The organism is Paenibacillus tianmuensis (assembly GCF_900100345.1).
In the GTDB taxonomy this organism is placed as follows: domain Bacteria; phylum Bacillota; class Bacilli; order Paenibacillales; family NBRC-103111; genus Paenibacillus_G; species Paenibacillus_G tianmuensis.
This window is the reverse complement of sequence record NZ_FMTT01000031.1, coordinates 39,488-65,884: the sequence shown is the minus strand read 5'-3', so window position 1 is coordinate 65,884 and position 26,397 is coordinate 39,488. Positions and strand designations below refer to the sequence as shown.

Annotated in this window: 21 protein-coding genes; 17 read left to right on the top strand and 4 right to left on the bottom strand. The window is 55.4% G+C overall.

Annotated elements, in window-relative coordinates:
• Nucleotides 1–269, bottom strand: a 269-nt coding sequence (locus tag BLO51_RS18885) for a transposase (RefSeq protein ID WP_143006924.1), incomplete at its 3' end; no start/stop codon positions are given.
• Between the two features lie 773 nt (nucleotides 270–1,042).
• Here BLO51_RS18885 and BLO51_RS18880 point away from each other — a divergent pair.
• From BLO51_RS18880 to argH, 11 genes are all read left to right on the top strand, one after another.
• Complete coding sequence (locus BLO51_RS18880) at nucleotides 1,043–1,240, top strand: cold shock domain-containing protein (protein WP_090674339.1); 198 nt, start codon at nucleotides 1,043–1,045, stop codon at nucleotides 1,238–1,240.
• Between the two features lie 257 nt (nucleotides 1,241–1,497).
• The gene (gene hpf / locus BLO51_RS18875; protein WP_090674337.1) at nucleotides 1,498–2,049 is read left to right on the top strand and encodes a ribosome hibernation-promoting factor, HPF/YfiA family; all 552 of its coding nucleotides are present in this window, start codon (nucleotides 1,498–1,500) and stop codon (nucleotides 2,047–2,049) included.
• A gap of 194 nt (nucleotides 2,050–2,243) precedes the next feature.
• On the top strand, nucleotides 2,244–4,745 hold the full coding sequence (gene secA / locus BLO51_RS18870; protein ID WP_090674336.1) for a preprotein translocase subunit SecA: 2,502 nt from the start codon (nucleotides 2,244–2,246) through the stop codon (nucleotides 4,743–4,745).
• A 119-nt stretch (nucleotides 4,746–4,864) separates the two neighbouring features.
• A protein-coding gene (gene prfB, locus BLO51_RS18865; protein WP_143006923.1) for a peptide chain release factor 2 occupies nucleotides 4,865–5,993 on the top strand; the annotation gives its coding sequence in 2 pieces (ribosomal slippage) (nucleotides 4,865–4,936 and nucleotides 4,938–5,993; 1,128 coding nt in all).
• Nucleotides 5,994–6,360: 367 nt separating this feature from the next.
• Nucleotides 6,361–7,410: an N-acetyl-gamma-glutamyl-phosphate reductase gene (argC, locus tag BLO51_RS18860; RefSeq protein ID WP_090674332.1), complete on the top strand. Its 1,050-nt coding sequence runs from the start codon at nucleotides 6,361–6,363 to the stop codon at nucleotides 7,408–7,410.
• A gap of 25 nt (nucleotides 7,411–7,435) precedes the next feature.
• Nucleotides 7,436–8,668, top strand: coding sequence for a bifunctional glutamate N-acetyltransferase/amino-acid acetyltransferase ArgJ (gene argJ, locus BLO51_RS18855; RefSeq protein WP_090674331.1), 1,233 nt, complete (start codon nucleotides 7,436–7,438; stop codon nucleotides 8,666–8,668).
• A gap of 88 nt (nucleotides 8,669–8,756) precedes the next feature.
• Nucleotides 8,757–9,548 (top strand): acetylglutamate kinase, encoded by a 792-nt coding sequence (gene argB, locus BLO51_RS18850; RefSeq protein ID WP_090674329.1) that lies wholly within the window; start codon nucleotides 8,757–8,759, stop codon nucleotides 9,546–9,548.
• Nucleotides 9,549–9,592: 44 nt separating this feature from the next.
• On the top strand, nucleotides 9,593–10,783 hold the full coding sequence (locus tag BLO51_RS18845; protein ID WP_090674328.1) for an acetylornithine transaminase: 1,191 nt from the start codon (nucleotides 9,593–9,595) through the stop codon (nucleotides 10,781–10,783).
• Nucleotides 10,784–10,820: 37 nt separating this feature from the next.
• Entirely contained in the window at nucleotides 10,821–11,777 is a 957-nt protein-coding gene (argF, locus tag BLO51_RS18840) for an ornithine carbamoyltransferase (RefSeq protein ID WP_090674326.1), read from the top strand.
• A gap of 39 nt (nucleotides 11,778–11,816) precedes the next feature.
• A complete protein-coding gene (locus tag BLO51_RS18835; RefSeq protein ID WP_090674325.1) occupies nucleotides 11,817–13,055 on the top strand; it encodes an argininosuccinate synthase in 1,239 nt (412 codons plus the stop codon).
• A gap of 143 nt (nucleotides 13,056–13,198) precedes the next feature.
• Nucleotides 13,199–14,614 carry an argininosuccinate lyase gene (gene argH / locus BLO51_RS18830; RefSeq protein ID WP_090674323.1) on the top strand — a complete coding sequence of 472 codons (1,416 nt, stop codon included), beginning with the start codon at nucleotides 13,199–13,201 and terminating at the stop codon, nucleotides 14,612–14,614.
• 93 nt (nucleotides 14,615–14,707) lie between these two features.
• On the opposite strand, the gene BLO51_RS18825 is transcribed toward argH, so the two are convergent.
• Nucleotides 14,708–16,204: a VanW family protein gene (locus BLO51_RS18825; protein WP_090674321.1), complete on the bottom strand. Its 1,497-nt coding sequence runs from the start codon at nucleotides 16,202–16,204 to the stop codon at nucleotides 14,708–14,710.
• 321 nt (nucleotides 16,205–16,525) lie between these two features.
• On the opposite strand from BLO51_RS18825, the gene ftsE reads away from it, so the two are divergent.
• The 5 genes from ftsE (at nucleotide 16,526) to BLO51_RS18800 (ending at nucleotide 22,444) form a co-directional block, all read left to right on the top strand.
• Nucleotides 16,526–17,212 (top strand): cell division ATP-binding protein FtsE, encoded by a 687-nt coding sequence (gene ftsE, locus BLO51_RS18820; RefSeq protein WP_090674320.1) that lies wholly within the window; start codon nucleotides 16,526–16,528, stop codon nucleotides 17,210–17,212.
• Nucleotides 17,202–18,116 carry a permease-like cell division protein FtsX gene (ftsX, locus tag BLO51_RS18815; protein ID WP_090674318.1) on the top strand — a complete coding sequence of 305 codons (915 nt, stop codon included), beginning with the start codon at nucleotides 17,202–17,204 and terminating at the stop codon, nucleotides 18,114–18,116. Before ftsE ends, ftsX begins: the two co-directional genes overlap by 11 nt.
• 42 nt (nucleotides 18,117–18,158) lie before the next feature.
• Complete coding sequence (locus tag BLO51_RS18810; RefSeq protein ID WP_090674317.1) at nucleotides 18,159–19,385, top strand: murein hydrolase activator EnvC family protein; 1,227 nt, start codon at nucleotides 18,159–18,161, stop codon at nucleotides 19,383–19,385.
• A 92-nt stretch (nucleotides 19,386–19,477) separates the two neighbouring features.
• Nucleotides 19,478–20,929, top strand: a complete 1,452-nt coding sequence (locus BLO51_RS18805) for a S41 family peptidase (protein ID WP_090674315.1) — start codon at nucleotides 19,478–19,480, stop codon at nucleotides 20,927–20,929.
• Between the two features lie 222 nt (nucleotides 20,930–21,151).
• On the top strand, nucleotides 21,152–22,444 hold the full coding sequence (locus tag BLO51_RS18800; RefSeq protein ID WP_090674313.1) for a PDZ domain-containing protein: 1,293 nt from the start codon (nucleotides 21,152–21,154) through the stop codon (nucleotides 22,442–22,444).
• A gap of 95 nt (nucleotides 22,445–22,539) precedes the next feature.
• On the opposite strand, the gene BLO51_RS18795 is transcribed toward BLO51_RS18800, so the two are convergent.
• Nucleotides 22,540–23,334 (bottom strand): flagellar motor protein MotB, encoded by a 795-nt coding sequence (locus tag BLO51_RS18795; RefSeq protein ID WP_090674311.1) that lies wholly within the window; start codon nucleotides 23,332–23,334, stop codon nucleotides 22,540–22,542.
• Nucleotides 23,318–24,109 carry a flagellar motor protein gene (locus BLO51_RS18790; protein ID WP_090674309.1) on the bottom strand — a complete coding sequence of 264 codons (792 nt, stop codon included), beginning with the start codon at nucleotides 24,107–24,109 and terminating at the stop codon, nucleotides 23,318–23,320. Before BLO51_RS18790 ends, BLO51_RS18795 begins: the two co-directional genes overlap by 17 nt.
• A gap of 284 nt (nucleotides 24,110–24,393) precedes the next feature.
• On the opposite strand from BLO51_RS18790, the gene uvrB reads away from it, so the two are divergent.
• Entirely contained in the window at nucleotides 24,394–26,391 is a 1,998-nt protein-coding gene (gene uvrB / locus BLO51_RS18785) for an excinuclease ABC subunit UvrB (protein ID WP_090674345.1), read from the top strand.
• Nucleotides 26,392–26,397: the final 6 nt, after the last annotated feature.

Genomic DNA, 26,397 nt, shown 5'->3' with positions numbered 1-26,397 from the left:
TGCAAGTCCGCATCGCCAACCAAGGACTCAAATATCTTTTGAAAGAGGTCATCTTTGCTCCACAAACGAAAACGGGAATACACGGTTTTCCAAGGACCAAAACGTTCCGGCAAATCACGCCAAGGAGCCCCTGTTTTTACTTTCCAAAGCATTCCATTCAGCATGACTCGATTGGGCTTCGAGGGTCTGCCTTCGCCTGTATTTTCGGGTGGCAATAGACCTTGGATCCGTTCCCAATCCTGGTCCTTGATTTCGTGGCGTCGTAGCATAATTTTACAGGCCTCCTCGTGATCTCGTCCCTGTAAAATTATGCTACGGTTTCTTCTTTGAAGCAATAGATAGTTTTCAGACACGCCCTAGATTGTTTAAGTTTGGCCATTGCGATCCTCCGCCAGCGAAGTATTTACCGCCTCCGTGCGATAAGGTATAAAGTGGAAAAGAATCCTCTAAATTTTTGGTCCAGTGAACGAAATCTTTTGTAATATACACCGTACCCCGCTGCCGTTGGCCCAGTTTCCAATTACCGCTGATTCGGAATCGCTTTGAACTGTACCTATATATATCTTGTCATCTCCTGTACTGCTTCTTTTCCAGATAACTCCTTCATCGAACCGTCTGTTTTATTTTCCAACATCGTTGTATAAAGTTCGATCATAACTTACAAAATCCTCCTTTAAATTGTTGTTTTAAGTAGTTTTTTATAGAAAAAGGATTTTTCGGTCCGAATGACGGGGATGTAATTCGATTACCGTGATCAAGCCTGAATTGTATTTTCAAATAGAACGATTAGGAGCAGCAGTTATCCCTCGTACCCTGTGGACAATGTGCATAACTCTGTTGATAACTTTGCGAAAAATGTCGATAAACCGCGACGTGGCAGGCTTTTTGGTTGTGAGTATTTTATTAACGCCATGTTAATACTCGAATTTTCGAAATATTTCACCAACATGGCCAAGTTCGATTGACAGCGGGGAGCGGGGGATGATATATTCGAATTGTGAGCGATGCTTGCAGTTATTTGATAATGAAGGGAATGTTTTACATGCAAGGTAAAGTTAAATGGTTTAACGCAGAAAAAGGTTACGGTTTCATCGAGCGTGAAGACGGTGGCGACGTATTTGTACACTTCTCCGCGATCCAATCCGATGGCTTCAAAACTTTGGAAGAAGGCCAATCCGTTGAGTTCGATATCGTAGAGGGCGCACGCGGTCCTCAAGCGGCTAACGTCGTCAAGTTGTAATCATCCGGCCGGTTTCGGCCGCTCGTAATAGATGGTTATTGTTTGAACAAAATTAGCGCGAACTTGATCACACCCTTGGGGAATCCAAGGGTGTTTTTCGTGCGTCTGGACCTTGTCAGAAAAAGCCAAAAAGAAGCGCTTACTTGACTGCCATAAATTGTCCAAATATTTTGTAAATTTTCCTCGAATTTTATGAAGGATTTTTGAAGGTGGGGAGTGAATATAATATAATGTAAGTATGAAAGGAGGAGTCGCACATGAAATTCAACATTCGCGGTGAAAACATCGAGGTAACGGAAGCGTTGAAAGACCATGTCGAGAAAAAACTAAGCAGACTGGAACGCTACTTTGAAGCTCCCCCTACATCTGAAGTCAATGTCACTCTCAGCGTTGTGAAAGGTATGCAAACCGTTGAGGTGACGATTCCGCTTACGGGCCTTATGCTGCGGGCGGAGGAGAAACACGCCGATATGTACGCAGCCGCCGATCTGGTTGTGGACAAGTTGGAACGCCAAATTCGCAAGGCCAAGACGAAAGCGAATCGCAAAATTCGCCTGAACGGCGGCATTAAAGATCTGTTCCGGATGGAACTGCCTGACGCTTCCTATTCCCTGGAGGATGAGGAGGATTACGAATTGGTGCGGACGAAGCGTTTTACGCTGAAGCCGATGGATGTGGAAGAGGCGATTTTGCAAATGAACATGGTAGGCCATAATTTCTTCGTTTTCTCCAATTCCGATACCGCGCAAGTCAACGTGGTCTACAAACGCAACGACGGAAAGTATGGCCTCATCGAGCCGGCCAGATAATCCGTTCGAAGACTTAAGATAAGAACCGAGCTTGTTCGAACGCTTCAGCGGTGCATCTAGCGATGCCTGCGCGTTCGGGCAGGCTCTTTTTTAGTAGATTCGGGAAATCGGGGCGGGTTTGTTGCGGTGAAGGACGCAAGCTGTTACAATTTAGGATAGGCTATTGTTTTTTAATAAGGAAGGGGATTAGCAACATGCTAGGACTCGTTAAAAAAATATTTGGCGATTCGAATGAGCGCGAATTGAAGCGCATGTGGAAAGCCGTGGAATACACTAACTCTCTCGAACCTTCAATCGAACCGCTTTCCGATGAACAGCTGCGTGGCAAAACTGTAGAATTCCGTGAGCGCCTGGAAAAAGGCGAGGATCTGGACGATCTGCTGCCGGAAGCATTTGCTGTTGTGCGTGAAGCGTCCAAGCGCGTCTTGGGCAAGCGTCATTATGACGTGCAGTTGATCGGCGGCATGACGCTGCACGAAGGCAGAATAGCGGAGATGCGTACCGGGGAAGGGAAGACGCTGGTCGGTACGCTCCCGGTGTATTTGAATGCGCTCCTCGGCAAGGGCGTGCACGTCGTTACGGTCAACGATTACTTGGCCCAACGGGATAGCGGCGAGATGGGCCAAGTCTACGAATTCCTGGGGATGACCGTCGGGGTCAACCTGCCGAACCTGTCGCATGATGCGAAGCAGCAGGCTTACGCTTGCGACATCACCTACGGAACGAACAACGAGTTCGGTTTCGATTATTTGCGCGACAACATGGTTGTGTACAAAGAGCAAATGGTACAGCGGCCGTTGTACTATGCGGTCATTGACGAGGTGGACTCGATCCTGGTCGACGAAGCCCGTACGCCGTTGATTATATCCGGTCAAGCCGCTAAATCCACGGAACTATATTTTATTGCAGATCAGGTCGTCAGCCGGTTGGAAGAGGAAGACTTCACGGTCGACGAGAAGCTCCGGTCCGTTGCTTTGACCGAACCGGGAGTGGCGAAGGTGGAACGCGCCTTCGGTATCGAAAACTTGTTCGATCACGAGCACGTGCAGATCAATCATCATATCCAACAAGCGCTGAAAGCTCGCATCATTATGCGCCTCGACGTCGATTACGTCGTAGCCGAGGGCGAGATCGTGATCGTCGACGAATTTACCGGCCGTTTGATGACGGGTCGCCGCTACAGCGAAGGGCTTCATCAGGCGATTGAAGCCAAAGAGAAGCTGCAGGTGCAGAACGAGTCGATGACGCTCGCGACCATCACGCTGCAGAACTACTTCCGGATGTACCGCAAGCTGTCCGGGATGACCGGTACGGCGAAGACGGAAGAAGAAGAATTGAAGAAGATTTACAACTTGGACGTTCTTGTTGTCCCGACCAACAAACCGATGGTTCGTAAAGATATACCGGATGTCGTGTACAAGTCGGTGGCCAGCAAATTCCGCGCGGTCGTAAACGAAATCGTGGAACGGCATAAAAACAACCAGCCTGTGCTCGTCGGTACGGTATCGATCGAGAACTCGGAGCGGTTGTCCGAGATGCTGAAGAAGAAAGGCATTCAGCATAAAGTATTGAACGCCAAATACCATGCGGAGGAAGCGGAAATCGTCGCACGCGCGGGTCAACCGGGCTCCGTGACGATCGCAACCAATATGGCCGGACGCGGTACGGACATTGTGCTCGGCGATGGAGTACCGCAAGCCGGAGGTCTGCATATTATAGGTACGGAGCGGCATGAAAGCCGCCGGATCGACAACCAGCTCCGCGGCCGCGCAGGCCGTCAGGGCGACCCGGGTTCGTCCCAGTTTTACTTGTCGCTGGAAGATGAGCTCATGCGCCGTTTCGGAGCGGAGAACATTATGGGTATGATGGACCGCCTCGGCTTCGAGGAAGATCAACCGATCGAGAGCAAGCTGATCTCCAAAGCGATCGAGTCTGCACAGAAGCGGGTCGAGGGCAACAACTTCGACGTACGGAAAGTCGTCCTCCAATACGACGACGTCATGAACCAACAGCGGGAAATCATCTACAAGCAGCGCCGCGAAGTGATCGAGTCCGAGAACATTCGTGACATCGTGCTTGGCATGATGATGCCGGTGATCGATCGGGTCGTCGAAGCACATTGTCCGGCAGATCTCGTTCCGGAAGAGTGGGATTTGCAGGCAATCGTCGACTACGCGAACGGCACGTTCCTGCATGAAGGCCAACTGACCAAAGACGAGCTGTGGGGCAAAGAAAAAGAAGAGGTCGTCGAATATATGCAAGATCTCTTGAAGCGTCTCTACGAAGAGCGCGAGCAGCAGATCGGTCCGGAGTTCATGCGCGAGTTTGAGAAGGTTGTCGTACTTCGCGCCGTCGACAGCAAATGGATGGACCACATCGATGCGATGGATCAACTGCGTCAAGGGATTCATCTCCGGGCGTACGGCGGGACGGACCCGCTGCGCGAATACCAGTTTGAAGGCTTCGAAATGTTCAACGAGATGATCCAGAGCATCCAAGAGGAAGTTTCGACGTATATCATGAAAGCTCATGTGGAGACGAACTTGGTGCGCGAAGCAGTAATCGATGAGCACGAGATGGCTACGAACGGCGAACCGGCACCGAAGAAACCTGCGGTAAGCGAAGACCGGATCGGACGCAACGATCTGTGTCCTTGCGGCAGCGGGAAGAAGTACAAACAGTGCCACGGCGTGTAGCTTTAATTGTCTGATGAGTCAACGGCACGGTAAATTTATAGGAAGCGGGAGGTCGGGGCGTCGCTCCGGTCTCCCTTTTCGGTAACAGGTGCAAAATTAACGGATAGAGGTGCTGAATCATGTTAGAAGCGGATGTAAAACGGGATTTGCAAGAAACGGCCAAGCGATTGGCTGAGCTTAGGGGGTCTCTTTGACTTAGATCTGAAGCTGGAGCAGATCGCGGATTATGAAGAGAAGATGTCGGCGCCGGATTTTTGGGACGACAACGAACGGGCGCAGAAGTTGATTGGAGAAGCGAACGGGGTCAAAAGCGTAGTCGACGAGTTCCAGGCGTTAGCTTCGGAATACGACGACCTCGAGGTCATGACCCAGCTCATGCAGGAGGAGCAGGACGACAGTATGGCGGCCGAGATTGAGACCGGGATCGCTTCCCTCGTCAAGAAGCTGGAGAACTTCGAGCTGCAGCTGCTGCTCAGCCAGCCGTATGATCGTCTAAATGCGATTCTGGAGCTTCATCCGGGCGCGGGCGGTACGGAATCGCAGGACTGGGCGGAGATGCTGCTGCGCATGTACCGCCGTTGGGCCGAGAAGCGCGACTTCAAAGTCGAGGTGCTCGACTATTTGCCGGGCGATGAGGCCGGTGTAAAAAGCGTGACGCTGCTTATTAAAGGGTACAACGCTTACGGCTATTTGAAGGCGGAAAAAGGTGTGCACCGCTTGGTGCGCATTTCGCCGTTCGACGCTTCGGGGCGCCGCCATACGTCATTCGTATCGTGTGATGTGATGCCGGAAATTGACGACGATGTGGAAATCGACATCCGTACGGAGGATCTCAGGGTCGATACCTACCGCTCCAGCGGAGCGGGCGGCCAGCACATCAATACGACGGACTCGGCGGTACGGATTACCCACATTCCGACAGGCGTCGTCGTCAGCTGCCAGACGGAGCGTTCGCAGATTAAGAACCGCGAACGCGCGATGAAAATGCTCCGGTCCAAGCTGTACGAGAAAAAAATCGAGGAGCAGCAAAAGCATCTCGCGGAAATCCGCGGCGAAGTCTCCGACATCGCATGGGGCAGCCAGATCCGCTCGTATGTATTCCATCCGTACAGCATGGTCAAGGATCACCGGACCCAAGAGGAAACCGGCAATGTCGGGGCGGTGATGGATGGCGATTTGGACGCATTTATCGACGCCTATTTGCGCAAACAAATCAATAAGCCGGATAAAGAAAACGGCGCATCATAAAATGAAACAGGCAAGCTCATCCTACACGTTACTAACGGCTTCATATTCCGCTGGCATCGCCAACTCCCGAGGGAGGTTCGGCTCGGCCAGGGAAGAAGCCGGGGCTGGCGTGTAGTTTTTTTATTGCAGGGGGAGATTTACGGCGACGTTTTTGCTTCATAAATTTTATCATGGGGGAAGCTTCTGTTCAAGATGTCCGGCATACGACATACGCCTTGCCTTCAATGCAATGAAAAACGCGTGGCAGCAGCGAGCTTTTCACCCGGGCGGCCAGCGGGACCGGGCGACGGATAAGGGAAAAATTTCGTTGAATTATTATGCTTCCGAATGTATAATAATACATAGTTTGCACGTGGAGGGACGGAACATGACTACGAAATTAAGAGCGGCGATCGTCGGGTCAACCGGCTATGGCGGAGTGGAGCTAATCCGGCTTTTGCTGGCGCATCCGAATGTGGAGATTACCTCGGTAATTTCCTCCTCGAGCGCCGGAGCGCCGATTGCGGACGGTTACCCGCATTTGAATCAAATTTTGACGGACCGGCTGGATGCGGTCGATGTCGAGCTGATCCGAAGTAAAGCGGATGTCGTCTTCCTGGCAACGCCGCACGGGGTCAGCACCGAGCTGTCGCCGAAGCTGCTGGATGCCGGGCTGAAGGTCATCGATATATCCGGCGATTTCCGCCTGCAATCGGGCGACGTATATGAGACGTGGTATAAACATAAGCCGGCCGATCCGGAATATTTGAAGAGGGCCGTATACGGGCTGTGCGAGGTGTTCGGAGAAGAAGTGCGAGGGAAGGACTTCATTTCCAACCCGGGCTGCTATCCGACGGCCACGCTGCTTGGTCTGGCGCCGCTTGCTGCAACCGGCTGGATCGATCCGAAATCGATCATCGCGGACGCCAAGTCGGGCGTATCGGGCGCGGGACGCGGTCTCAGCCTGCTCGTGCACTATTCGGAAATCAACGAAAACTTCCTGGCTTATAAAGTGAACAAGCACCAGCATACGCCGGAAATCGAGCAGGCGCTGAGCCGGCTCGCCGGGGAAGAAGTCGTAATGACGTTCACGACGCATTTGGTGCCGATGACGCGCGGTATTTTATCTACAATTTATGTGAATCTCAAAAGCCCGCGGAGCGAGGACGACATTCGCGAGCTGTACCGTCAATATTATGAGGGACGCAAGTTCGTGCGCATCCGGGACAAAGGGAAATACCCGGCGACGAAGGAAGTTTGGGGCTCGAACTATTGCGATATCGGGCTGTCGCTCGATTCGCGCACGGGACGCCTGACGATCGTGTCGGTTATTGATAATGTAGTCAAAGGGGCGGCCGGGCAAGCCGTTCAAAACTTGAATTTGATGATGGGCTGGGATGAAGCGACGGGTCTCGCTTTCACTCCGGTATATCCATAACGTAAGGGAACAGGTGAAGAAAGCGATGGCGACAAAAGTTAACGATGCGTTTACGATAGTGCCTGACGGCTCCGTGACGACACCTATAGGGTTTCGGGCAGGAGGATTGCACTGCGGGTTGAAAAAGACGGAGCGCCACGATCTCGGCGCGATTGTGTGCGAGGTGCCCGCAGAAGCGGCAGGCGTCTATACGCTGAACCAGTTTCAAGCGGCTCCCCTGAAGGTGACGCAAGAGAGCATTGCACAGGGCAGCAAGCTGCAGGCGATGCTGGTGAACAGCGGCAACGCCAATGCCTGCACGGGCCAGCAGGGCGAAGACGATGCGCGCGCGATGCGTGCGGCGGGAGCCAAAGCGTTCGGCGTAGCCGAGCATCTGGTCGGCGTGACGTCCACGGGCGTGATCGGCGAGCTGCTGCCGATGCCGAAGGTGCTCGGAGGCATCGAGAAGCTTCCGGCGGCTGTAAGCGCGGATGGCGGGGACGATTTTTGCCAAGCGATTTTAACGACCGATTTGGTCAAAAAAGAAATTTGCGTTCGCGTAACGGTCGGCGGACGTACCGTGCACATTGCCGGGGCGGCGAAGGGATCGGGCATGATCCATCCGAACATGGCGACGATGCTCGGGTTTATGACGACCGACGCGAACATCGAAAGCGCCGAGCTGCAAAAGCTGCTGAACGACGTCACCGATTCGACGTTCAACATGATTACCGTAGACGGCGATACGAGCACGAACGATATGGTCGTCGTGATGGCAAGCGGACTGGCGGAGAACGAGCGCTTGACCCCGGAGCATGCGGATTGGGCGGCATTCAAGGCCGCATTCAATCATGTGGGCGAGTACTTGGCCAAGGCGATTGCGCGGGACGGCGAAGGCGCGACGAAGCTGATCGAGGTTACGGTGGCGAACGCGGATTCGCGTGAAGCGGCACGGGCGATTGCGAAGACGGTCATCGGCTCCAGCCTGGTGAAATCCGCTTGCTTCGGCGCCGATGCCAACTGGGGACGCATCATTGCGGCGGTCGGCCGCGCCGGGTATCCGGTGAAGACGGAAACCGTCGACATCCGCCTCGGCGATATCGTCGTGCTGGAGCAATCGCGTCCAGTGAAGTTCGACGAGGAGCGGGCTGCGGAATACCTGAAAGGCGATTTCATGCTCATCCATATCGATCTGCATATGGGCGAAGCGTCGGCGACGGCTTGGGGCTGCGATTTGACCTACGATTACGTGCGAATCAACGCGGCGTACCGGACGTAGCCTGAAGGTTCGGCAATAATGGGCGAAAACAAACCACCCGCAACCCCCGTGTTGCAGACCGGTGAAACGATAAAGGGGAACGGTTCGGATGAGCAATTGTTTTGTGATGAAATGCGGCGGCAGTACGCTCGCAGCGCTGCCGGAGCTTTTTTTCGACGATTTGAAGCGGCTGCAGGCTGCAGGCATCATTCCCGTCATCGTGCATGGCGGCGGTCCGGCGATCTCGGACACGCTCGGCAAGCTGGGCATTGAGTCCGAATTCGTAAACGGCCTTCGCAAAACGAACGAAGCCGTCCTCGATGTGGTCGAAATGGTGCTGGCTGGACAAATTAACAAAGAAATCGTCCGCAAAATCCAGCTTTCCGGGGCGAAAGCGCTCGGCTTGTCCGGCGTCGACGGACACCTGATCGAGGCGGCGCCGGTGGCGAACGCGCACGAGATCGGGCTTGTCGGTGACGTGACGCAGGTGAATGCGGAGCTCGTGCAGGGCATCGTGACGATGGGCTACATCCCTGTCATCGCGCCGGTCGGCATCGGAGCGGGCGGGGGCCAACGCTACAACATCAACGCCGATACGGCGGCCGGTGCTGTGGCATCGCATCTGGGTGTGGAGCGGATGATCGTTGTGACGGACGTACCCGGCATTATGAAGACCGTGGACGGTGAGAAGCGGGTTCTGCCCTCGGTCACTGTTCGCGAGATCGACGAAATGATCGCCAGCGGCGAAATTTACGGCGGCATGATTCCGAAAGTACGCGCGGCGGTACAGTGTATTCAAGGCAAGGTGCGCGAAGTCGTCATCGTTAACGGCGCAGAGCCGGAAGTGCTCAGCCGAGCGCTGAAGGACGGCGGAATCGGCACCCGCATTGTGAAGGAATAAATTGTATTCATTCTAAAATGATCCGAGACAAAGGAGTGAACGACATGGGAGAGGCTCAAAGCGCATTGTTTCCGAACTACGCACGGTATCCTTTTACGTTTGTGAAGGGGGACGGCAGCCGTCTGTGGGATGAGCATGGCAAGGAGTATCTGGATTTGATGTGCGGACTGGCGGTGACGAACCTCGGGCATGCGCCGAAGCAGGTGACCGAACGGCTGAAGGAGCAGGTCGATACGCTCTGGCATACGAGCAACCTGTTTCACATTCCGAACCAGGAGAAGCTCGCTCAGCTTCTCGTGGACAACAGCTGCGCTGACGCGGTGTTTTTCAGCAACAGCGGAGCGGAGGCGAACGAAGCGGCGATCAAGCTGGTGCGGCGCTATTTCAACAAGGTGCTCGGCCAGCCGCAGCGCTACGAGATCATTACTTTCGATATGTCGTTCCACGGCCGGACGCTGGCTACGCTGACAGCAACGGGACAGGATAAAGTGAAAGAGGGCTTCGCGCCGCTGCCGGAAGGCTTCGTGTACGCGCCGTATAATGACGCGGACGCTTTGGAGAAGCTGATCGGCGACCGGACGTGCGCGATTATGCTTGAGCTGGTACAGGGCGAAGGCGGCGTCAATCCGGCGGACCCTGCGTTCGTGAAGCGGGTGGCGGAGCTGTGCAAGCAGCACGGGCTGCTGCTCATACTGGACGAGATCCAAACTGGTATGGGACGCACGGGCAAGCTGTTTGCCTATGAGCATTACGGCATCAAGCCGGATTTGTTCACACTGGCCAAAGGGCTGGGCAGCGGCATGCCGATCGGCGCGCTGCTCGGCAAAGCGAAGCTGCGCGAAGCGTTCACGGCAGGAAGTCACGGCTCCACCTTCGGCGGGAACTACTTGTCTACCGCGGCGGGGATTGCGACCGTGGAGACGATGCTGGCGGAGAAGCTGCCGGAGCGCGCGGCGGAGCTGGGCGGTTACATTATGAGCGAGCTGAAAACGAAGCTGGCGGACAATCCGCTGGTAGGACAGATTCGCGGGCTCGGACTGCTGATCGGCATCGGTTTGACCGTGCCGGCGGTGGAGCTGATCGCGGAAATTCACGGGCAGGGCGTGCTCGTCGTATCGGCAGGACCAAACGTGATCCGTTTGGCGCCGAGCTTGTTGATCTCGAAGGAAGATTTGGATCGCGGGCTGGAGACGATTTGCAGCGTACTGACGAAGAAAGCCGCAGCCGCTGTCTAGGCTGACAAAGAAACGCATACCGAAAGGAGAGGCATCCATGGCGGGAACGGCACAACAGGATTTGGCGGTTCAGCTCAGAGGGCGCGATTTTATCGGCTTGGTCGACTATGCGCCGGAAGAGATTCAATATTTGATCGAGCTCGCGGTCGAGCTCAAGAGAAAGCAGAAAGCAGGCGAAGCGTACCAACCGCTCAAAGGCAAAACGCTCGGCATGATTTTCGAAAAATCGTCCACGCGGACGCGGGTATCGTTTGAGGTAGGGATGTATCAGCTTGGGGGGCATGCGCTGTTCCTCAGCAAGAACGATCTGCAAATCGGCCGCGGCGAATCGATTCACGATACGGCGCAGACGCTGTCGCGTTATTTGGACGGCATCATGATCCGCACCTTCGCACACCGTACGGTCATCGAGCTGGCGCGGGCGGCAACGGTGCCGGTGATTAACGGGCTGACGGATTTGTCCCATCCGTGCCAGGCGCTGGCGGATTACCAGACGATTTATGAGAAAAAAGGCCGTCTGCAAGGGCTCAAAGTGGCCTATATCGGCGACGGAAATAATATGGTACACTCCTTATTGATGGGCGCGGCCAAGCTTGGCGTCAATTTCGCCGTTGCGACGCCGGAAGGCTACGAGCCGGACAGCGAAGTGCTGCGTCAGTGCAATGAAAGTGCTGCCAAAATGGGAGCAACCATTTACGTGGGAGCCGACCCGAAAGAAGCGGTGGCGGATGCGGACGTCATTTATACGGACGTGTGGGCCAGCATGGGCTTCGAGGCGGAGCAGAAGGAACGGGAGATCGCGTTCAAAAACTATCAAGTCAACGACGAGCTCGTGAAATATGCGAAAAAAGATTTCTTGTTCATGCACTGTTTACCGGCACACCGGGGGGAAGAAGTGTCCGAAGGGGTCATCGACGGACCGAACTCCGTCATCTTCGATCAGGCGGAAAACCGGCTGCATGCGCAAAAGGCAGTCATGGCAGCAATCTTGTAATATTCGGAAAGCTTACAATTAAAGGAGAGCGGGAACCACATGGCAAAGCAAAAAATCGTATTGGCCTACTCCGGCGGCCTCGATACGTCGATCATTCTGAAATGGCTGAAAGAAACGTACGATGCCGAGATTATCGCTTTTACCGCGGATATCGGACAAAAGGAAGAGCTGGACGGCTTGGAGGAGAAAGCGCTGAGCACCGGCGCCTCCAAAGTATACATCGACGACCTGCGTGAAGAATTCGCCCGCGATTTCATTTATCCGATGTTCCAGTCGGGCGCGCTCTATGAAGGACAATACCTGCTCGGCACCAGCATCGCGCGGCCGCTAATCGCGAAGCGTATGGTCGAAATCGCGCGCGCAGAAGGCGCTACAGCCATCGCTCACGGCGCTACGGGTAAGGGAAACGACCAGATCCGCTTCGAGCTGACGGCTGCGGCGCTGACGCCGGAGATCGAGGTTATCGCGCCTTGGCGTCTGGAGCAGTTCCGCGAGCAGTTCCCGGGCAGGGCCGAAATGATTGCTTACGCCGAGAAGCACGGCATTCCGGTCACCGCTTCGGCGGCCAAGCCGTACTCGATGGACCGCAATCTGCTGCACATCAGCTATGAGAGCGGCGTGCTCGAAGATCCGTGGTTCGACGCGAGCGCACCGGAGAACAAAGACATGTATCTGCTGAGCGTGGACCCGGAGGATGCTCCGGACCAAGCGGAATATGTCGAGCTGGAGTTCGAGCAGGGGAACTGCGTGGCCGTGAACGGCGAGCGTATGATTCCGCTGCAGGTGATGGAGAAGCTGAACGAGCTGGGCGGCAAGCACGGGATTGGCCGCGTCGACATGGTGGAGAACCGCTTCGTCGGCATGAAGAGCCGCGGCGTGTACGAAACCCCGGGCGGCGCCATTCTGTTCTCCGCTCACCGCAAGATGGAATCGCTCACGATGGACCGCGAAGTCATGCATCTGCGCGACTCGCTCATTTCGCGTTACAGCTCGCTTGTGTACAACGGCTTCTGGTTCGCTCCGGAGCGGCTTGCGCTGCAGGCGCTCGTATCCGAGAGCCAGAAGAACGTGAGCGGCACGGTGCGCCTCAAGCTGTACAAAGGCAACGTGATCGCCGCTGGCGTCAAGAGCCCGGTCAGCTTGTACAACCCGCACATTGCGACGATGGAAGCCGATCCGACGCAAGCGTATAACCAAGGCGATGCGACAGGCTTCATCCGTTTGAACGCACTGCGTTTGCGCGTCGCTTCCGGCGTCGAGCAGAACGCGGCGAAATAAATCGCGGTAGGCGAGAAGCCGACCATTATCAGCCTGTAACACTTCGAGCCTTAGGGTTTTCCGTCAGCGGGAAGCCCTAAGGCTGTGTATACCGGGTGGCACTCATTCGGTGCATTAGGATATCGAAAAAGGGGGACGCTGATATGTCCAAGCTGTGGGGCGGACGGTTTACGAAAAAGACGGACCAACTGGTCGAAGAATATACGGCGTCGATCCTGTTCGACAAGGAGCTGGCCGAGGAGGACATCCAGGGCAGTTTGGCGCATGTGACCATGCTGGGCAAATGCGGCATCCTTCCGGCAGACGATGTGGAGAAAATCAAGGACGGTTTGCTGATGGTGCAGAGTGTGATTCGCCGGGGTGAAATGGAATTTTCCATTAGCGACGAAGACATTCATATGAACATCGAAAAGGCGCTGATCGACGAGGTGGGCCCGGTCGGAGGCAAGCTGCATACCGGCCGCAGCCGCAACGATCAGGTAGCTACGGATATGCATTTGTGGCTTCGCAAGCGGGTCGTGGAATTTGTCGGTCTGCTGAATAAGGTGCAGGAAGCGCTGATCGGACAAGCGAAAGCCAACCTCGATACGATCGTGCCGGGCTACACGCATTTGCAGCGGGCGCAGCCGATATTGTTCGCCCATCATTTGATGGCGTACGTGTCGATGTTCCAGCGCGACATCGAGCGTCTACAGGACAGCTACAAGCGCGTGAACGTGCTGCCGCTGGGCGCCGGGGCGCTGGCCGGGACGACGTTTCCGATTGACCGTCACTTCGTGGCGCAGCAGCTCGGCTTCGATGGCGTGTACGAGAACTCGCTGGACGCGGTGAGCGACCGCGATTTTATTCTGGAGTTCCTGTCGAACGCGGCGACGATTATGATGCACCTGTCGCGCCTCAGCGAAGAGTTCGTGCTCTGGTCCAGCACGGAGTTCCGGTTCATCGAGCTGGATGACGCTTTCTGTACCGGCAGCAGCATTATGCCGCAGAAGAAAAATCCCGACGTCGCCGAGCTTGTGCGCGGCAAAACGGGCCGTGTCTACGGCAATCTGTTCGGCCTCCTGACCGTGCTGAAGTCGCTGCCGCTCGCTTACAACAAGGATATGCAGGAAGATAAAGAAGGCATGTTCGATACGGTCCGCACCCTGCAAGGCGCGCTGCAATTGTTCGCGCCGATGGTCAGCACAATGAAGGTGAACAAGGACCGGATGCGCCAAGCCGTCAACCAGGACTTCTCCAATGCGACGGATATTGCAGACTACTTGGTGAACAAGGGAATGCCGTTCCGCCAAGCGCACGAAGTCATCGGCAAAACCGTACTTTACTGCATCCAAAATCAAAAGTATTTGCTCGACCTGAAGCTGGAGGAATTCCACCAATTTTCCAAGCAGTTCGATCAGGACATCTACGATGTGCTGCAGCCGGAGAGCGTCGTCAACGCCCGCAACGTCTACGGCGGTACCGCCGCGGCGCAGGTGAGTCAAGCGATCGAACGGGCGGAAGCCGTTCTGGCCGGCTCGTCGGCTTGGTTCGAGGAATATTTCGCGAAAAGCAGGTAAGCAAAGTAAATCAAAACCCCCACACGCAGGAAGGGCGCGGCTCCAACAGCCGCACTTTCAGACGGAGTGGGGGTTTCGCGCGTCTGCGCTTAGTCACCGGAAGGTCGGCCCTCGGACGCCATCCTCGATCAGCGGCGCAGGCGACCCTCCGGGCGGAGGCGCCGTACGATCAAGGGTTCCCGAGCCGCCGCCGGAAGCGACCACGGTCGGCTGGGCGTGGTAGGTGTCACGCGATACTTTTTCCTGTGAAATGACGACGCCGTTCTGCTTCTTAAATCGGAACGTTTCGACGACATATCCGGGCTTTCCTTGCATGACGATCTCCTGTTTGCCGCTCGGTAATGTCGGATTCAGCACGTATTTGACTGGCGGCGCCAACGTTTCGAGCGTCTTCGACTCGATTTCGTAGGTGATGTCCGGAGGCGTCTGGCCGAACAGCTTCACGGTGACGCTGCGCTCGTCCGAGGAAGTACGGATCAACAAATAATGGTTCGTCGAGTTGCGGAATTTGAAATTGATGTGGCCGGTGGCGAATGTGGCGTCCTGTCCCAGCGCGACATAGCTCACAGGGAGCGAATGATTCCGCCGTTCCACGACGGCCAGACCGGCCCGCAGGACGGCGTTGTACAGCGTCGACGACACCTGGCAGATGCCGCCGCCGATGCCGGGAACGAGCTTGCCGTTCACGATGACAGGCGCTTCCTTGAAGCCGAAGCGCCTCTCCGTCCGCTCGATGAACGGAGCGTAGTCGAACACCTCTCCCGGCTTCAGCAGCACATCCTGCAGGGAAGCGGCTGTCGAACGGACGTTGTGCACCCGTCCTTCGACGCTGACGGCGGCGGAAGGGGCCGGTGGCGATACAGTCGTGAACTCGCCGATTTTGCGTACAATACCCTGCGCTCGCAGCGCCTGCTCCGTAATGGCCGGCTCTTGCGTCCGCATTGGAACGTCCAGCCAGATGGCGGCCGGCTCTTGCTGGCGGCTTCCCCCCGCGGATTCGGGTGCTGCGGCCACGGCTCCCCAGTCCGGCAGCGCCGCTTGGAGCCGGCTGAGCAGCTGCGCTTCGTTGACTCGTTCGACACGGGCCTCAGGCTCGTAACGGATGACATCGTTGGCGTCGACCAGCCGTTTCGCATCGGTCGGCTTGCGGGCGTACACCTGCGGGAACGCCTCGCTCAGCGCGGCCCGCAGCTTGTCTGCGGACAGCGCAGGCGTCAGCGCAAGCGAGGCTCCCCGCAGCCGCCAACGGGCCGCTGCCCGCTGGTACGGCGGTCCTTCCCGAACGGGCTGAAGCTGCGCCAGCAGCTCCTGGCCGTTGATTTCAAGCCCGAGCTGCCGGAGCGTCCGCTCGGCGCTGCCGCCTCCCGGCACGGTCAGCCGGACCTTTTGCTCCAGCAGCGCCGACGTTTTCGCAGCAAGCTGATGTTCGAGCTCGGACCAGGACAGGCCCCCGATCGGCCAGCTAGCGACACGGACGCCTGCGGGAACCCGGGCGAGCGACCCGTAGGCGGTAACCGACAGGAAAATGGTCAGCATCAGCGCCAGCGTGCCGATCCAGATCCAGTGAAAACGCAGATTCCATCGTGGCATGACGGGCTCTCCTTTTGTTCCTCGATACAGTTGTACCTCTCCATCTATATGCGGCCAAGCCCCTAAACTTTCCATTCGCCGTCCTTCGCCAATCGTCTGCGAAAGGTTGCACGGACTGTGCGATCCTATCGAAGAATAGCGAAACGGCGAGCCTCCCTGCCCGCTAGTCCGACTCGAACCGGTGTTCCGAAATGTGAAGAACTGTAGAAATTCACTGTCGGATAAAGGATTTTGCGATTTTATGTCGAACATGTAAAAGCTGGCATCAAGTCCGCTTCTCGAAGCGGTCTCAGACTCGCAAATTTTTCAGGATGTGATATCGTGATCGAAATGCAGGACGTTTGGAAAACGTATCCTGACGGCAGCCATGCCTTGAAAGGCATCAACGTCAAGGTCGACCAAAGCGATTTCCTTTATGTCGTTGGCCCTTCCGGCGCCGGCAAATCGACCTTTATGAAATTGATTTACAGAGAAGAGCGACCGACCAAAGGCACGATATTCGTCAACGGCTTCAATCTGGAGAAGCTCAAACAACGCAAAATTCCGTTTGTACGGCGCAATATCGGGGTCATTTTCCAAGACTTCCGGCTGCTCCCGAAGCTTACCGTATATGAGAACGTCGCCTTCGCCATGGAAGTGATCGAGGCGCCGAAGAAACTCATCAAGAAGCGCACGCTCGAAGTGCTGGAGCTTGTGCGGCTCAAGGACAAAGTGAATTCCCTGCCAACCCAGCTCTCCGGGGGCGAGCAGCAGCGGGTCGCTATAGCGCGGGCGATCGTGAATAACCCTTCCGTCATCGTCGCGGACGAGCCGACGGGGAACCTCGATCCCGATACGTCTTGGGGCATTATGAAGCTGATGGAAGAAATCAACTTCCGCGGCACGACCATTATTATGGCAACGCACAACAAAGAAATCGTCAACACGATGCGCAAGCGGGTACTGGCCATCGAATCGGGCAGGCTTGTCCGGGATGAGGTAAGGGGTGACTACGGCTATGAGGATTAACACGGCCGTGCGGCATCTTCGCGAAGGCGTTAAAAACGTCGTTCGAAACGGCTGGATGTCCTTTGCCTCCATTAGTGCGATTGCGATTTCTTTGTTTATTTTGGGTGTCTTTTTGCTTCTGACGCTGAATGTCAATTACTTGACCCAACAGATCGAACAGCAGGTCGAGATCCGCGTGTATCTTGAGGTGAAAACGCCGCAGGATCAGGTAACTTCATTGCAAAACGAAATTTCGGCCATTTCTAACGTTTCGAAGGTCAAGTTTGTCTCTAAAGAGGAAGGGCTTGAATTCTTGCGCGGAAAGCTGGGAGACGGGAAACAGCTGCTCGAAGGGTTCGAGGGCGAGAACAATCCGCTGAACGATTCCTTCACCGTCGAAGTGGCCGAGCCTCGCGAGGTCGCAGCGGTTGCGAAGCAGATTGAAGGCTTGAACAACGACAAGCCGACGAAGCCGATTTACCGGGTCAGCTATGGACAAGGCACGGTTGAGACGATGTTCAAAGTGACGTCGATCGTCCGCAACGTTGGGCTGGTCATCGTGGCCGCTTTGGCGCTGACCGCCATGTTCCTGATTTCCAATACGATTAAAATTACGATCGTGGCGCGCCGCCGCGAGATTTCGATCATGAAGCTCGTCGGGGCGACCAACTCGTTTATCCGCTGGCCGTTCTTTATCGAAGGGGCGCTGCTCGGCATTATCGGTTCGGTGATTCCCGTCGGTCTGCTGCTGTACGGGTATTGGGAAATGATGCGGGCGATCCAGCTCGACCTGAACCTGCTGCTCGTTCAATTGCTGCCTTTTGAAGCGATCAGCTTTAAGACGGCAGGGCTTCTGCTGGGCATCGGCATTTTGATCGGTATTTGGGGAAGCACGCTGTCGGTCCGCAAATTTTTGAAAGTTTAATAACCATCGAACAATCTCGGATGATAGTCGGAGGAGGAACGGATGTTGAAGAAGTCTTGGGTGCCTCTTGTTGTCACGGCCGGTTTGGTAGGAACGCTCATCGCTCCGCAATACGGCTTTGCGCTGTCGGAGTCGCAGCGGATTCAGCAGGAAATCAATGAGCTTAAAAAAATGAAATCCACAACGCAGCACAAAGCGAACGAGACGGAACAGCAAATCAATCAGGTGCAGCAGGAAAAGCAGCAGACGGCGAACGATATTACCGCCATCCTCGGCCAAATCGACGCGACGAACAAGAAGCTCAACGTGCTGAACGAACAAGCGTCGAGCGTCACGACCTCTCTGAAGGAGAACGCTCAGCAGTTGGAGGAAGCGGAAGCGAGAATCGTCTCCCGCGACAAGATGCTTAGATCAAGGCTGCGTCTGATGTATATGAACGGCGTCGTGTCCTACGCCGATGTGCTGCTCAGCTCCACGAGCTTCAGCGATTTTCTGGACAGGCTGCAGGCGCTCAAGTCGATTGTCGGGCAGGACAAAGAAATTTTGGAAGCGAACAAGCGGGACAAGGCCGTGATTGCCGATAAGCGCGTGGTGATTGAAAAGCAGCTGGCGGAGGTCAAAAATCTATATGCCCAGGCGGCGGCCATCAAAGCCAATCTTGTCGTGAAAGAAAAAGAAAAAGAAGTTAAAATCGCAAGCCTTTCGCAAAAGGAAAAGGAATTGGAAGATATTAGTGAAGAAGTGCAGCAGCAGCTCGTTCAAGTGGCGAAGCAGGAAGCGGATAAACAGCGCGCTTTTCAGCAGGCCAAAGCGGCGGAGAACGCCAAGAAGAGCAAGGCTGCTCCCGCTGCGCCTGCATATACTTATGGTGGCGGCAAGTTCGGTTATCCGCTGCCGCGCGTTGTGCAGATGTCTTCGGACTTCGGCACCCGGACCGACCCGATTACCGGACGGAAAGCAACGCACACCGGACTCGATCTGCCTTCCCCGAACGGAACGGACATTTTTGCGGCGGAGGACGGCGTCGTCATCGTCGCGTCCTGGTGGAGCGGGTACGGCAACTGCGTGGTCATCGATCACGGCAAAGGCATGTGGACGCTGTACGGGCATATTCGCAACGACGGCATCGTCGTAGAGAAAGGGGACACCGTCAAGCGCGGTCAAAAGATTGCAGAAGTCGGTTCCACCGGCCGTTCGACCGGAAACCATCTGCATTTTGAAGTCCGCAACGACGGAGATCCGGTTGATCCGAAGCCGTATTTGAGATAATGCTGCTGTTCATATTTTTTCTTGGCTTGTCATAAACTAGAAAGACAAGTTAGTCAAGTAGGGGGAACAGCAAAGGCGGTGTGGGACCAGAAATGACATTTAAAGGACGTACCGTATTGGCGTTTGTCCTGTTGTCCATGTTTGCAAGCAGCATTATGACGCTGACGATCGTACATCCGTCGATTTTCGCCGCCGTCGGCTTGGAGGGCTCGGCATCAACCGACGTGAAATCGGGGCTGACCGGCAAGGATTACAAAAAATTGGCAACGACGTACCAATTGATCGAAGGCAAATTTTTGAACGATGTCGATCACGACAAGATCGTGAACGGCGCAATCAACGGAATGCTGTCCACGCTCGACGATCCGTTTACGGTATACATGGATCAGAAGGAGGCGCGGCAGTTCGACGAGAACATTTCTTCGTCGTTCCAAGGCATCGGCGCGGAGGTGACCTCCGAAGAAGGCAAGGTGACCATCGTCGCTCCGATCAAAGGGTCGCCGGCAGAGAAGGCCGGACTTCACGCGCACGACATCATCGTCTCGATTAACGGAGAGAAGCTGGAAGGGCTGTCGCTCAACCAAGCGATTATGAAGATCCGCGGCCCCAAAGGCACGCAAGCGAAGATCGAAGTGCTGCGGGCCGGGGCGCCAGAGCCGATCCAGATGATCGTCGTCCGCGATGACATCGATGTTGAGACCGTACACAGCGAGATGCTGCCGGGACAAATCGGCAAGATCGAAATCCGGCAGTTCGCGAGCAATACCTCCAAACGGTTCAAGGAAGAGCTGAAAGCGTTGGAGGACAAAGGGATGAAGGGACTCATCATCGATGTGCGCAACGATCCGGGCGGTCTGCTTACCGCCGTCGTGGAGATTGTCGAGCCGTTCATACCGAAAGGCAAGGGAATCGTTCAGATCGAGGATCGTAAAGGCAAGCGCGAGGAGACGGCGTCGCAGGGAACCGGCAAGCCTTACCCTGTGTCGGTGCTTATTAATAAGGGCAGCGCGAGCGCATCGGAGATACTGGCCGGCGCGCTGCACGACTCCGCTGGCAGCCAGCTCATCGGAGAGAACACGTTCGGCAAAGGAACGGTTCAGGTGACGTTCGAGAAAGAGATGGGCGACGGCAGCAACATTAAGATGACCGTTTACAAGTGGCTTACGCCGAACGGCACATGGGTTCATAAGAAAGGTATCGCGCCGACGATGCCCGTGGGGCAACCGGCTTACTTCAAAGTGGCGCCCCTAAGCAAAAAAGCGACGCTTAAGCCGGATACGAACAATGAGGACGTCAAAAATCTGCAGATCATGCTGCAGGGCCTGGGGCTCGGTCCAGACCGGCAGGACGGCTACTTCAGCGAAAAAACTGCGCTGGCCGTCAAAGCGTTCCAGCGGTTGAACGGCTTGCCGATCACCGGCGAGGTGGATACCGAGACGGCGAACAAGCTAGAGAAGGCCATCCTGGCCGAGATCCGCGATCCGAAAAACGACGTGCAGCTTAAGGCGGCTGTCGAGTACATGCAAGGTGCCGTTAAGAAATAACGGCTTCGGGGATTTAGGGAAATTCGGGCTTCGGCAGGAAAACGAAGCATCCGCGTCGAAATAACAACCTCTATCGGGGCCGCCCGACTTAACGGCCCCGATAGAGGTTTTCTTTTTACTTATAAACATTGAAGTCTGGTGAATAACGAGCGGAGCAGCCGAAAGCGTTCTGTAGAAACGAAGTGTTCGCCTTTGTTTTCGGACTTCTCAAAGGAGCCGGCCATGGACTTTGGTTTGGAACTGGCGTACCGGGGACTCCGGGCGCTGTTGCAGCTGTTGACGCATCCTTTTTACTATGTAGGCATTCTATTCATCGTGTTGCAGTACCGTCGGCAGATTGCGTTCGAACGGAAGCTGTTCGCAACCAAGCTGCATTCGCTGCTCTCGGAAACGTGGCGTACCGTGCTGTGGGGCTGGGCGGGCGGGCTTGCCGCTTCCGTCCTGATGGCGGGAATCGGGGCGTCTGTTCAACCGGAGGCGGTTGTTCTGCTGTGGCTCGTTTCTCTGCTGCTTATTTTCGCGCGGATGCGCTTTTTGTGCTGGGCTTATGCCGTAGGCGTGATCGGTCTGGTGCAAGCGGTTATGAGGGCTTTTCCCGCCTTATACGACGGGGAGGCTGCGGCTTCTTGGGCTTGGGTGACGGGACCGTTGCTGTCGTTAAATATGCCGTCCATGCTGGCGCTTGTGGCGGTTTTGCATCTGGCGGAAGCGCTGTTCGTACGCTTTCAAGGCACGCGGTTCGGCACGCCGATGTTTTACGAGAGCAAGCGGGGCAAAATTGTCGGCGGATATCAGCTGCAAGGCTATTGGCCGATGACGCTGTTTCTTCTGGTCCCGATGACCGGGGGAACGGCACTGCCTTGGACGCCGCTGCTTGGCGGCGATTTGTGGCAGCACGGCTGGACGATCGTCGGCTTCCCCGTGATGATCGGCTTTACCGAGATGACGATGTCGCGGCTGCCCCAAGAGAAAGCGAAGCTCAGCTCGAGCCTGCTGCTGCTCTATGCCGCCGCCCTACTGTTGTTCGCTGCCGTCGCCGCTTGGTGGCCGCCGTTCATAGCAGTGGCGTCCGTACTGTGCATCCTGATGCACGAAGCGATGATCGCCTACAGCCGGTGGGATGAAGCGAGGCGCAGTCCATTGTATGTACACGGAAGTCGCGGGCTGAAAATTCTCGGCATTCTGCCCGGTAGTCCGGCGGACGAGCTTGGTCTTGCCGTTGGCGAGATCGTTCACAAGGTTAACGGCATCCCGGTCCGAACGAAGCAGGAGCTGCATCAGGCAATGCAGCAGAACTCGGCGTTTTGCAAGCTGGAAATTTTGAATTTGGCGGGCGAAAGCAAATTTTTGAAGCGCGGGATCTTTTCGGGAGAGCACCATCAGCTTGGCATCGTGCTTGCGCCCGATCAAGAGGCGCTTCACTACGCAGAGGTAAGGCAGCGGCCGATCTGGGCGTACTTCAGCCGCAAACCGGTCGGACTGCGGAGCAATCGTTCGGGCTCCAAATCGGTATAAGCACAAAAACAAGCCGCTGGCGTGAGAGACAAAATCACGCCAAGCGGCTTGTTTCAAATAAGCGTAAAGTGCGGTAAATAAGCTATGAGCGAGCTTTAATTGCCAGACGGTTGAAGAGCGGACGCGGGCTTCTCCCGCAGCACGACAATTTCGACACGGCGGTTTTTGGCGCGGTTCTCTGCGCTGTTGTTTTCCGCCACGGGCATCGTATCCGCGTAGGCCGTCGAAACGAACTTTTTCGGATCCAGCTGTGTTTCGTAGAGGAAATACCGCAGCACCGAAAGCGAACGGGCCTGAGATAATCCCCAGTTGTCTTTGTAGAAAGAGCCTGTTGCGAGCGGCAGGTCATCCGTATGCCCTTCGATGCTGACTGTCGCATCGAGCGTCGGGAACAAGCTTGCCAGCTTGCTTAAGACCGGAACCGCGGGCGGCTTCAGATCCGCTTTGCCGAGATCGAACAGGAACAGATCGTTCAGCGTGACGGCTACTCCTCGCGGCGTATTGGCTGCAGACACTTGGGATTGCAAATTGTTTTCTTCGACATAGACCTGCACTTTTTGAAGCAGATCTTCGAGCTGGCGTTCCTTTTTCTCCCGCTCTTCCCTTTCTTTCATTTCCCTGAGCTGCTGCTCGGTTTTCGTGCTGTCATCCCCGCCCTTCGCCGGGTTGGCGGAGCCGGAGATGCCCATGCCCTTCGGCATAATCGTGTCGGCCTTCATGAATTCAAATTTCAGCGCTTGAGACAGCACCTCATATTTTTGCACGTCCACCTTGCTCATCGCATACATGATGACAAAAAAGATGAGCAGCAGCGTAATCAGGTCCGCATAGGTAACCATCCACCGCTCATGATTTTCGGGGGCTTCCTGCTTTTTATTCTTCCGCGCCACCGGCCTCACCTGCGCCTTCGACTTTTTTATGTTTCTGATGGAGGAACGAGTTCAGTTTCTTTTTGATAAGCTGCGGATTTTCCCCGGCTTGAAGCGCGAGGATGCCTTCCAGCATCAATTCCATCTCGGAAATTTGCTCTTTGCTGCGGATTTTGATTTTGGTTGCGATCGGCAGGTAAAGAACGTTCGCGGACGATACGCCGTACAGCGTTGCAGTAAACGCAACGGCAATAGCCGGCCCCAGACTTCCCGGATCGGACAGGTTGCCAAGCACGTGGATCAGGCCCATAACGGTACCGATGATCCCCATGGTCGGGGCATAGGCTCCGGCGGCATCGAACATTTTGGCGTAGCCTTCGTGATGGTGCTCGATGGCATCCATCTCCAGCTCCAGAATTTGCCGGGTCAACTCCGGATCGGTTCCGTCGACAACCATCATGAGGCCGTCCCGCAGGAACGGGTTGCTATGCTCTTGCGCGCGCTGCTCCAAGGCAAGCACGCCTTCTCGTCTGGCGATCGTAGCCATGTCGACCAGCTCTTCGATAATCGCGGCGTGATCGCGCTTCGGCTCCTTGAAAGCCATTCCTAACGCTTTGCCGATCTGCTTAAGCTGGGACATCGGGAAGCTGATCATGACCGCTCCGATCGTACCACCGAAAATAATGAGCATGGCACTGGGAACCACCAGTGCGGAAAGGTGACCACCGTCCATCAGATAGCCGCCTACCAGACCTCCAAGGCCTACGATAATACCTATTAATGTAATCAAGTCCACTATCGTTCCACCCCTAGATTTCTAAAATTATGTTGTGCTGCATCTTTTTTCTTTTATTTTTGTTTGCGCAAGCGGCGTCTTTGGAAAAATAGGAAATGGGACTCGATTGCAACAGTAAGAGAAAAAAGGTATAATGTACGGGAACAAATATTCCTATCTCAGGAAATCGTCGAACGGAGTCGAATGCGCGTCAACCGACGCTTAGTTATTTATCGGAATATGGCAGATAAAAGTTTAGAAGGAAAACAAAGTCTTTTTAATGAACGGGTGATCAGATGAGCAAAATGAACGAAGTCGTCTACAGCGACAAGAAATTTCAGCTCGTAGCGGAGTTCCAACCGCAAGGGGATCAGCCGGCCGCAATCGAGCAGCTGGTGAACGGCATACGGGAAGGGAAAAGACATCAGACGCTGCTTGGCGCAACGGGAACGGGGAAGACGTTTACGGCGGCCCAGGTGATCGCCCGATTGAACCGACCGACGCTGCTGATTGCGCACAACAAGACGTTAGCCGCGCAGCTGTGCAGCGAGCTGCAGGAGTTTTTCCCGAACAACGCCGTCTCCTATTTCGTCAGCTATTACGATTACTATCAGCCGGAGGCGTATATTCCGTCGTCGGATACGTATATTGAGAAGGATTCCAGCATTAACGAAGAAATCGACAAGCTCCGGCACTCGGCGACCAGCTCGCTTTTCGAGCGCCGCGACGTTATTATCGTCGCGAGCGTATCGTGCATCTACGGCCTCGGTTCTCCGATGGAGTACCGGGATCTCGTGCTGTCGCTTCGGGTTGGTATGGAGCGTTCCCGCAATGACATTTTGCATCGGCTTATTGACATTCAGTACCAGCGAAACGATATGAACTTCGTACGGGGCACGTTCCGCGTACGCGGCGACGTTATCGAGATTTTTCCGGCTTCACACGGCGAGCAAGCGATCCGTGTGGAGCTGTTTGGCGATGAAATCGAGCGGATCACGGAGATTAACGTACTCACTGGCGAGATTATCGGAGAGCGCGATCATATCGCCATCTTTCCGGCTTCTCACTTCGTGACGCACGAGGAGACAATGAAGCGGGCGCTCGTGAACATCGAGCGGGAGTTGGAGGAACGACTTGAGCAACTGCGCGGAGAGGGCAAGCTACTGGAGGCGCAGCGCCTGGAGCAGCGGACGCGTTACGACATCGAGATGATGCAGGAGATGGGCTTTTGCTCCGGGATCGAGAACTATTCGGGGCCGCTGACGTTCCGCGAGCGCGGGGCGACGCCGTACACGCTGTTTGATTATTTCCCGGACGACATGCTCGTAATCGTGGACGAATCGCACGTGACGCTGCCGCAGGTCCGCGCGATGTATAACGGCGACCGGGCGCGCAAGGAAGTGCTCGTTAATCACGGCTTCCGGCTGCCTTCGGCGCTGGATAACCGGCCGCTCCGTTTCGAGGAGTTTGAAGAGAAAGTGAATCAGATCATTTACGCCTCGGCGACGCCGGGACCGTATGAGCTGGAGCACTGTCCCGAGATGGTACAGCAGATTATTCGTCCGACCGGACTCGTCGATCCGGTGATCGAGGTGCGCCCGACCAAAGGTCAGATCGACGATCTGCTGGAAGAAATTCAAGACCGGATCAAAAAAGACGAGCGGGTGCTCGTCACGACGCTAACGAAGAAGATGGCCGAAGATTTGACCGATTACTTCAAGGAAATCGGCATCAAGGTGCGGTATTTGCACTCGGACATCAAGACGCTTGAGCGGATGCAGATTTTGCGCGAATTGCGGCTCGGCACGTTCCACGTTCTCGTCGGCATCAACCTGCTGCGGGAAGGGCTGGACTTGCCGGAGGTATCGCTTGTGGCGATTCTCGATGCCGACAAAGAAGGCTTCCTGCGTTCGGAGCGCTCCTTGATCCAGACGATCGGGCGGGCGGCGCGCAACGCCAACGGGCATGTGATCATGTACGGGGATAAAGTGACCGATTCGATGGAGAAGGCGTTTCAGGAAACGAGTCGCCGCCGGACGATTCAGCTCGCTTATAATGAGAAACACGGCATTACGCCGCAAACGATACAGAAGAAAGTGCGCGATGTGATTGAAGCGACCAAAGTGGCCGAGCAGAAGGCCGACTATTTGTCGGAAGTGAAGCAGGCGAAGATGTCCAAGAAAGACCGCATCTCGCTGATCGAACGGTTGGAGCAGGAAATGAAGGAAGCAGCCAAAAACCTGCAGTTTGAGCGTGCCGCGGAGCTCCGCGACGCCGTGCTCGAATTGAAGGCCGAGCTGTAGTCAAGG

Coding starts and splice junctions, on each gene's coding strand:
- BLO51_RS18880 (WP_090674339.1), top strand. CDS start 1,043: ATGCAAGGTAAAGTTAAATGGTTTAACGCAGAAAAAGGTTACGGTTTC.
- hpf (WP_090674337.1), top strand. CDS start 1,498: ATGAAATTCAACATTCGCGGTGAAAACATCGAGGTAACGGAAGCGTTG.
- secA (WP_090674336.1), top strand. CDS start 2,244: ATGCTAGGACTCGTTAAAAAAATATTTGGCGATTCGAATGAGCGCGAA.
- argC (WP_090674332.1), top strand. CDS start 6,361: ATGACTACGAAATTAAGAGCGGCGATCGTCGGGTCAACCGGCTATGGC.
- argJ (WP_090674331.1), top strand. CDS start 7,436: ATGGCGACAAAAGTTAACGATGCGTTTACGATAGTGCCTGACGGCTCC.
- argB (WP_090674329.1), top strand. CDS start 8,757: ATGAGCAATTGTTTTGTGATGAAATGCGGCGGCAGTACGCTCGCAGCG.
- BLO51_RS18845 (WP_090674328.1), top strand. CDS start 9,593: ATGGGAGAGGCTCAAAGCGCATTGTTTCCGAACTACGCACGGTATCCT.
- argF (WP_090674326.1), top strand. CDS start 10,821: ATGGCGGGAACGGCACAACAGGATTTGGCGGTTCAGCTCAGAGGGCGC.
- BLO51_RS18835 (WP_090674325.1), top strand. CDS start 11,817: ATGGCAAAGCAAAAAATCGTATTGGCCTACTCCGGCGGCCTCGATACG.
- argH (WP_090674323.1), top strand. CDS start 13,199: ATGTCCAAGCTGTGGGGCGGACGGTTTACGAAAAAGACGGACCAACTG.
- BLO51_RS18825 (WP_090674321.1), bottom strand. CDS start 16,204: ATGCCACGATGGAATCTGCGTTTTCACTGGATCTGGATCGGCACGCTG.
- ftsX (WP_090674318.1), top strand. CDS start 17,202: ATGAGGATTAACACGGCCGTGCGGCATCTTCGCGAAGGCGTTAAAAAC.
- BLO51_RS18810 (WP_090674317.1), top strand. CDS start 18,159: ATGTTGAAGAAGTCTTGGGTGCCTCTTGTTGTCACGGCCGGTTTGGTA.
- BLO51_RS18805 (WP_090674315.1), top strand. CDS start 19,478: ATGACATTTAAAGGACGTACCGTATTGGCGTTTGTCCTGTTGTCCATG.
- BLO51_RS18800 (WP_090674313.1), top strand. CDS start 21,152: ATGGACTTTGGTTTGGAACTGGCGTACCGGGGACTCCGGGCGCTGTTG.
- uvrB (WP_090674345.1), top strand. CDS start 24,394: ATGAACGAAGTCGTCTACAGCGACAAGAAATTTCAGCTCGTAGCGGAG.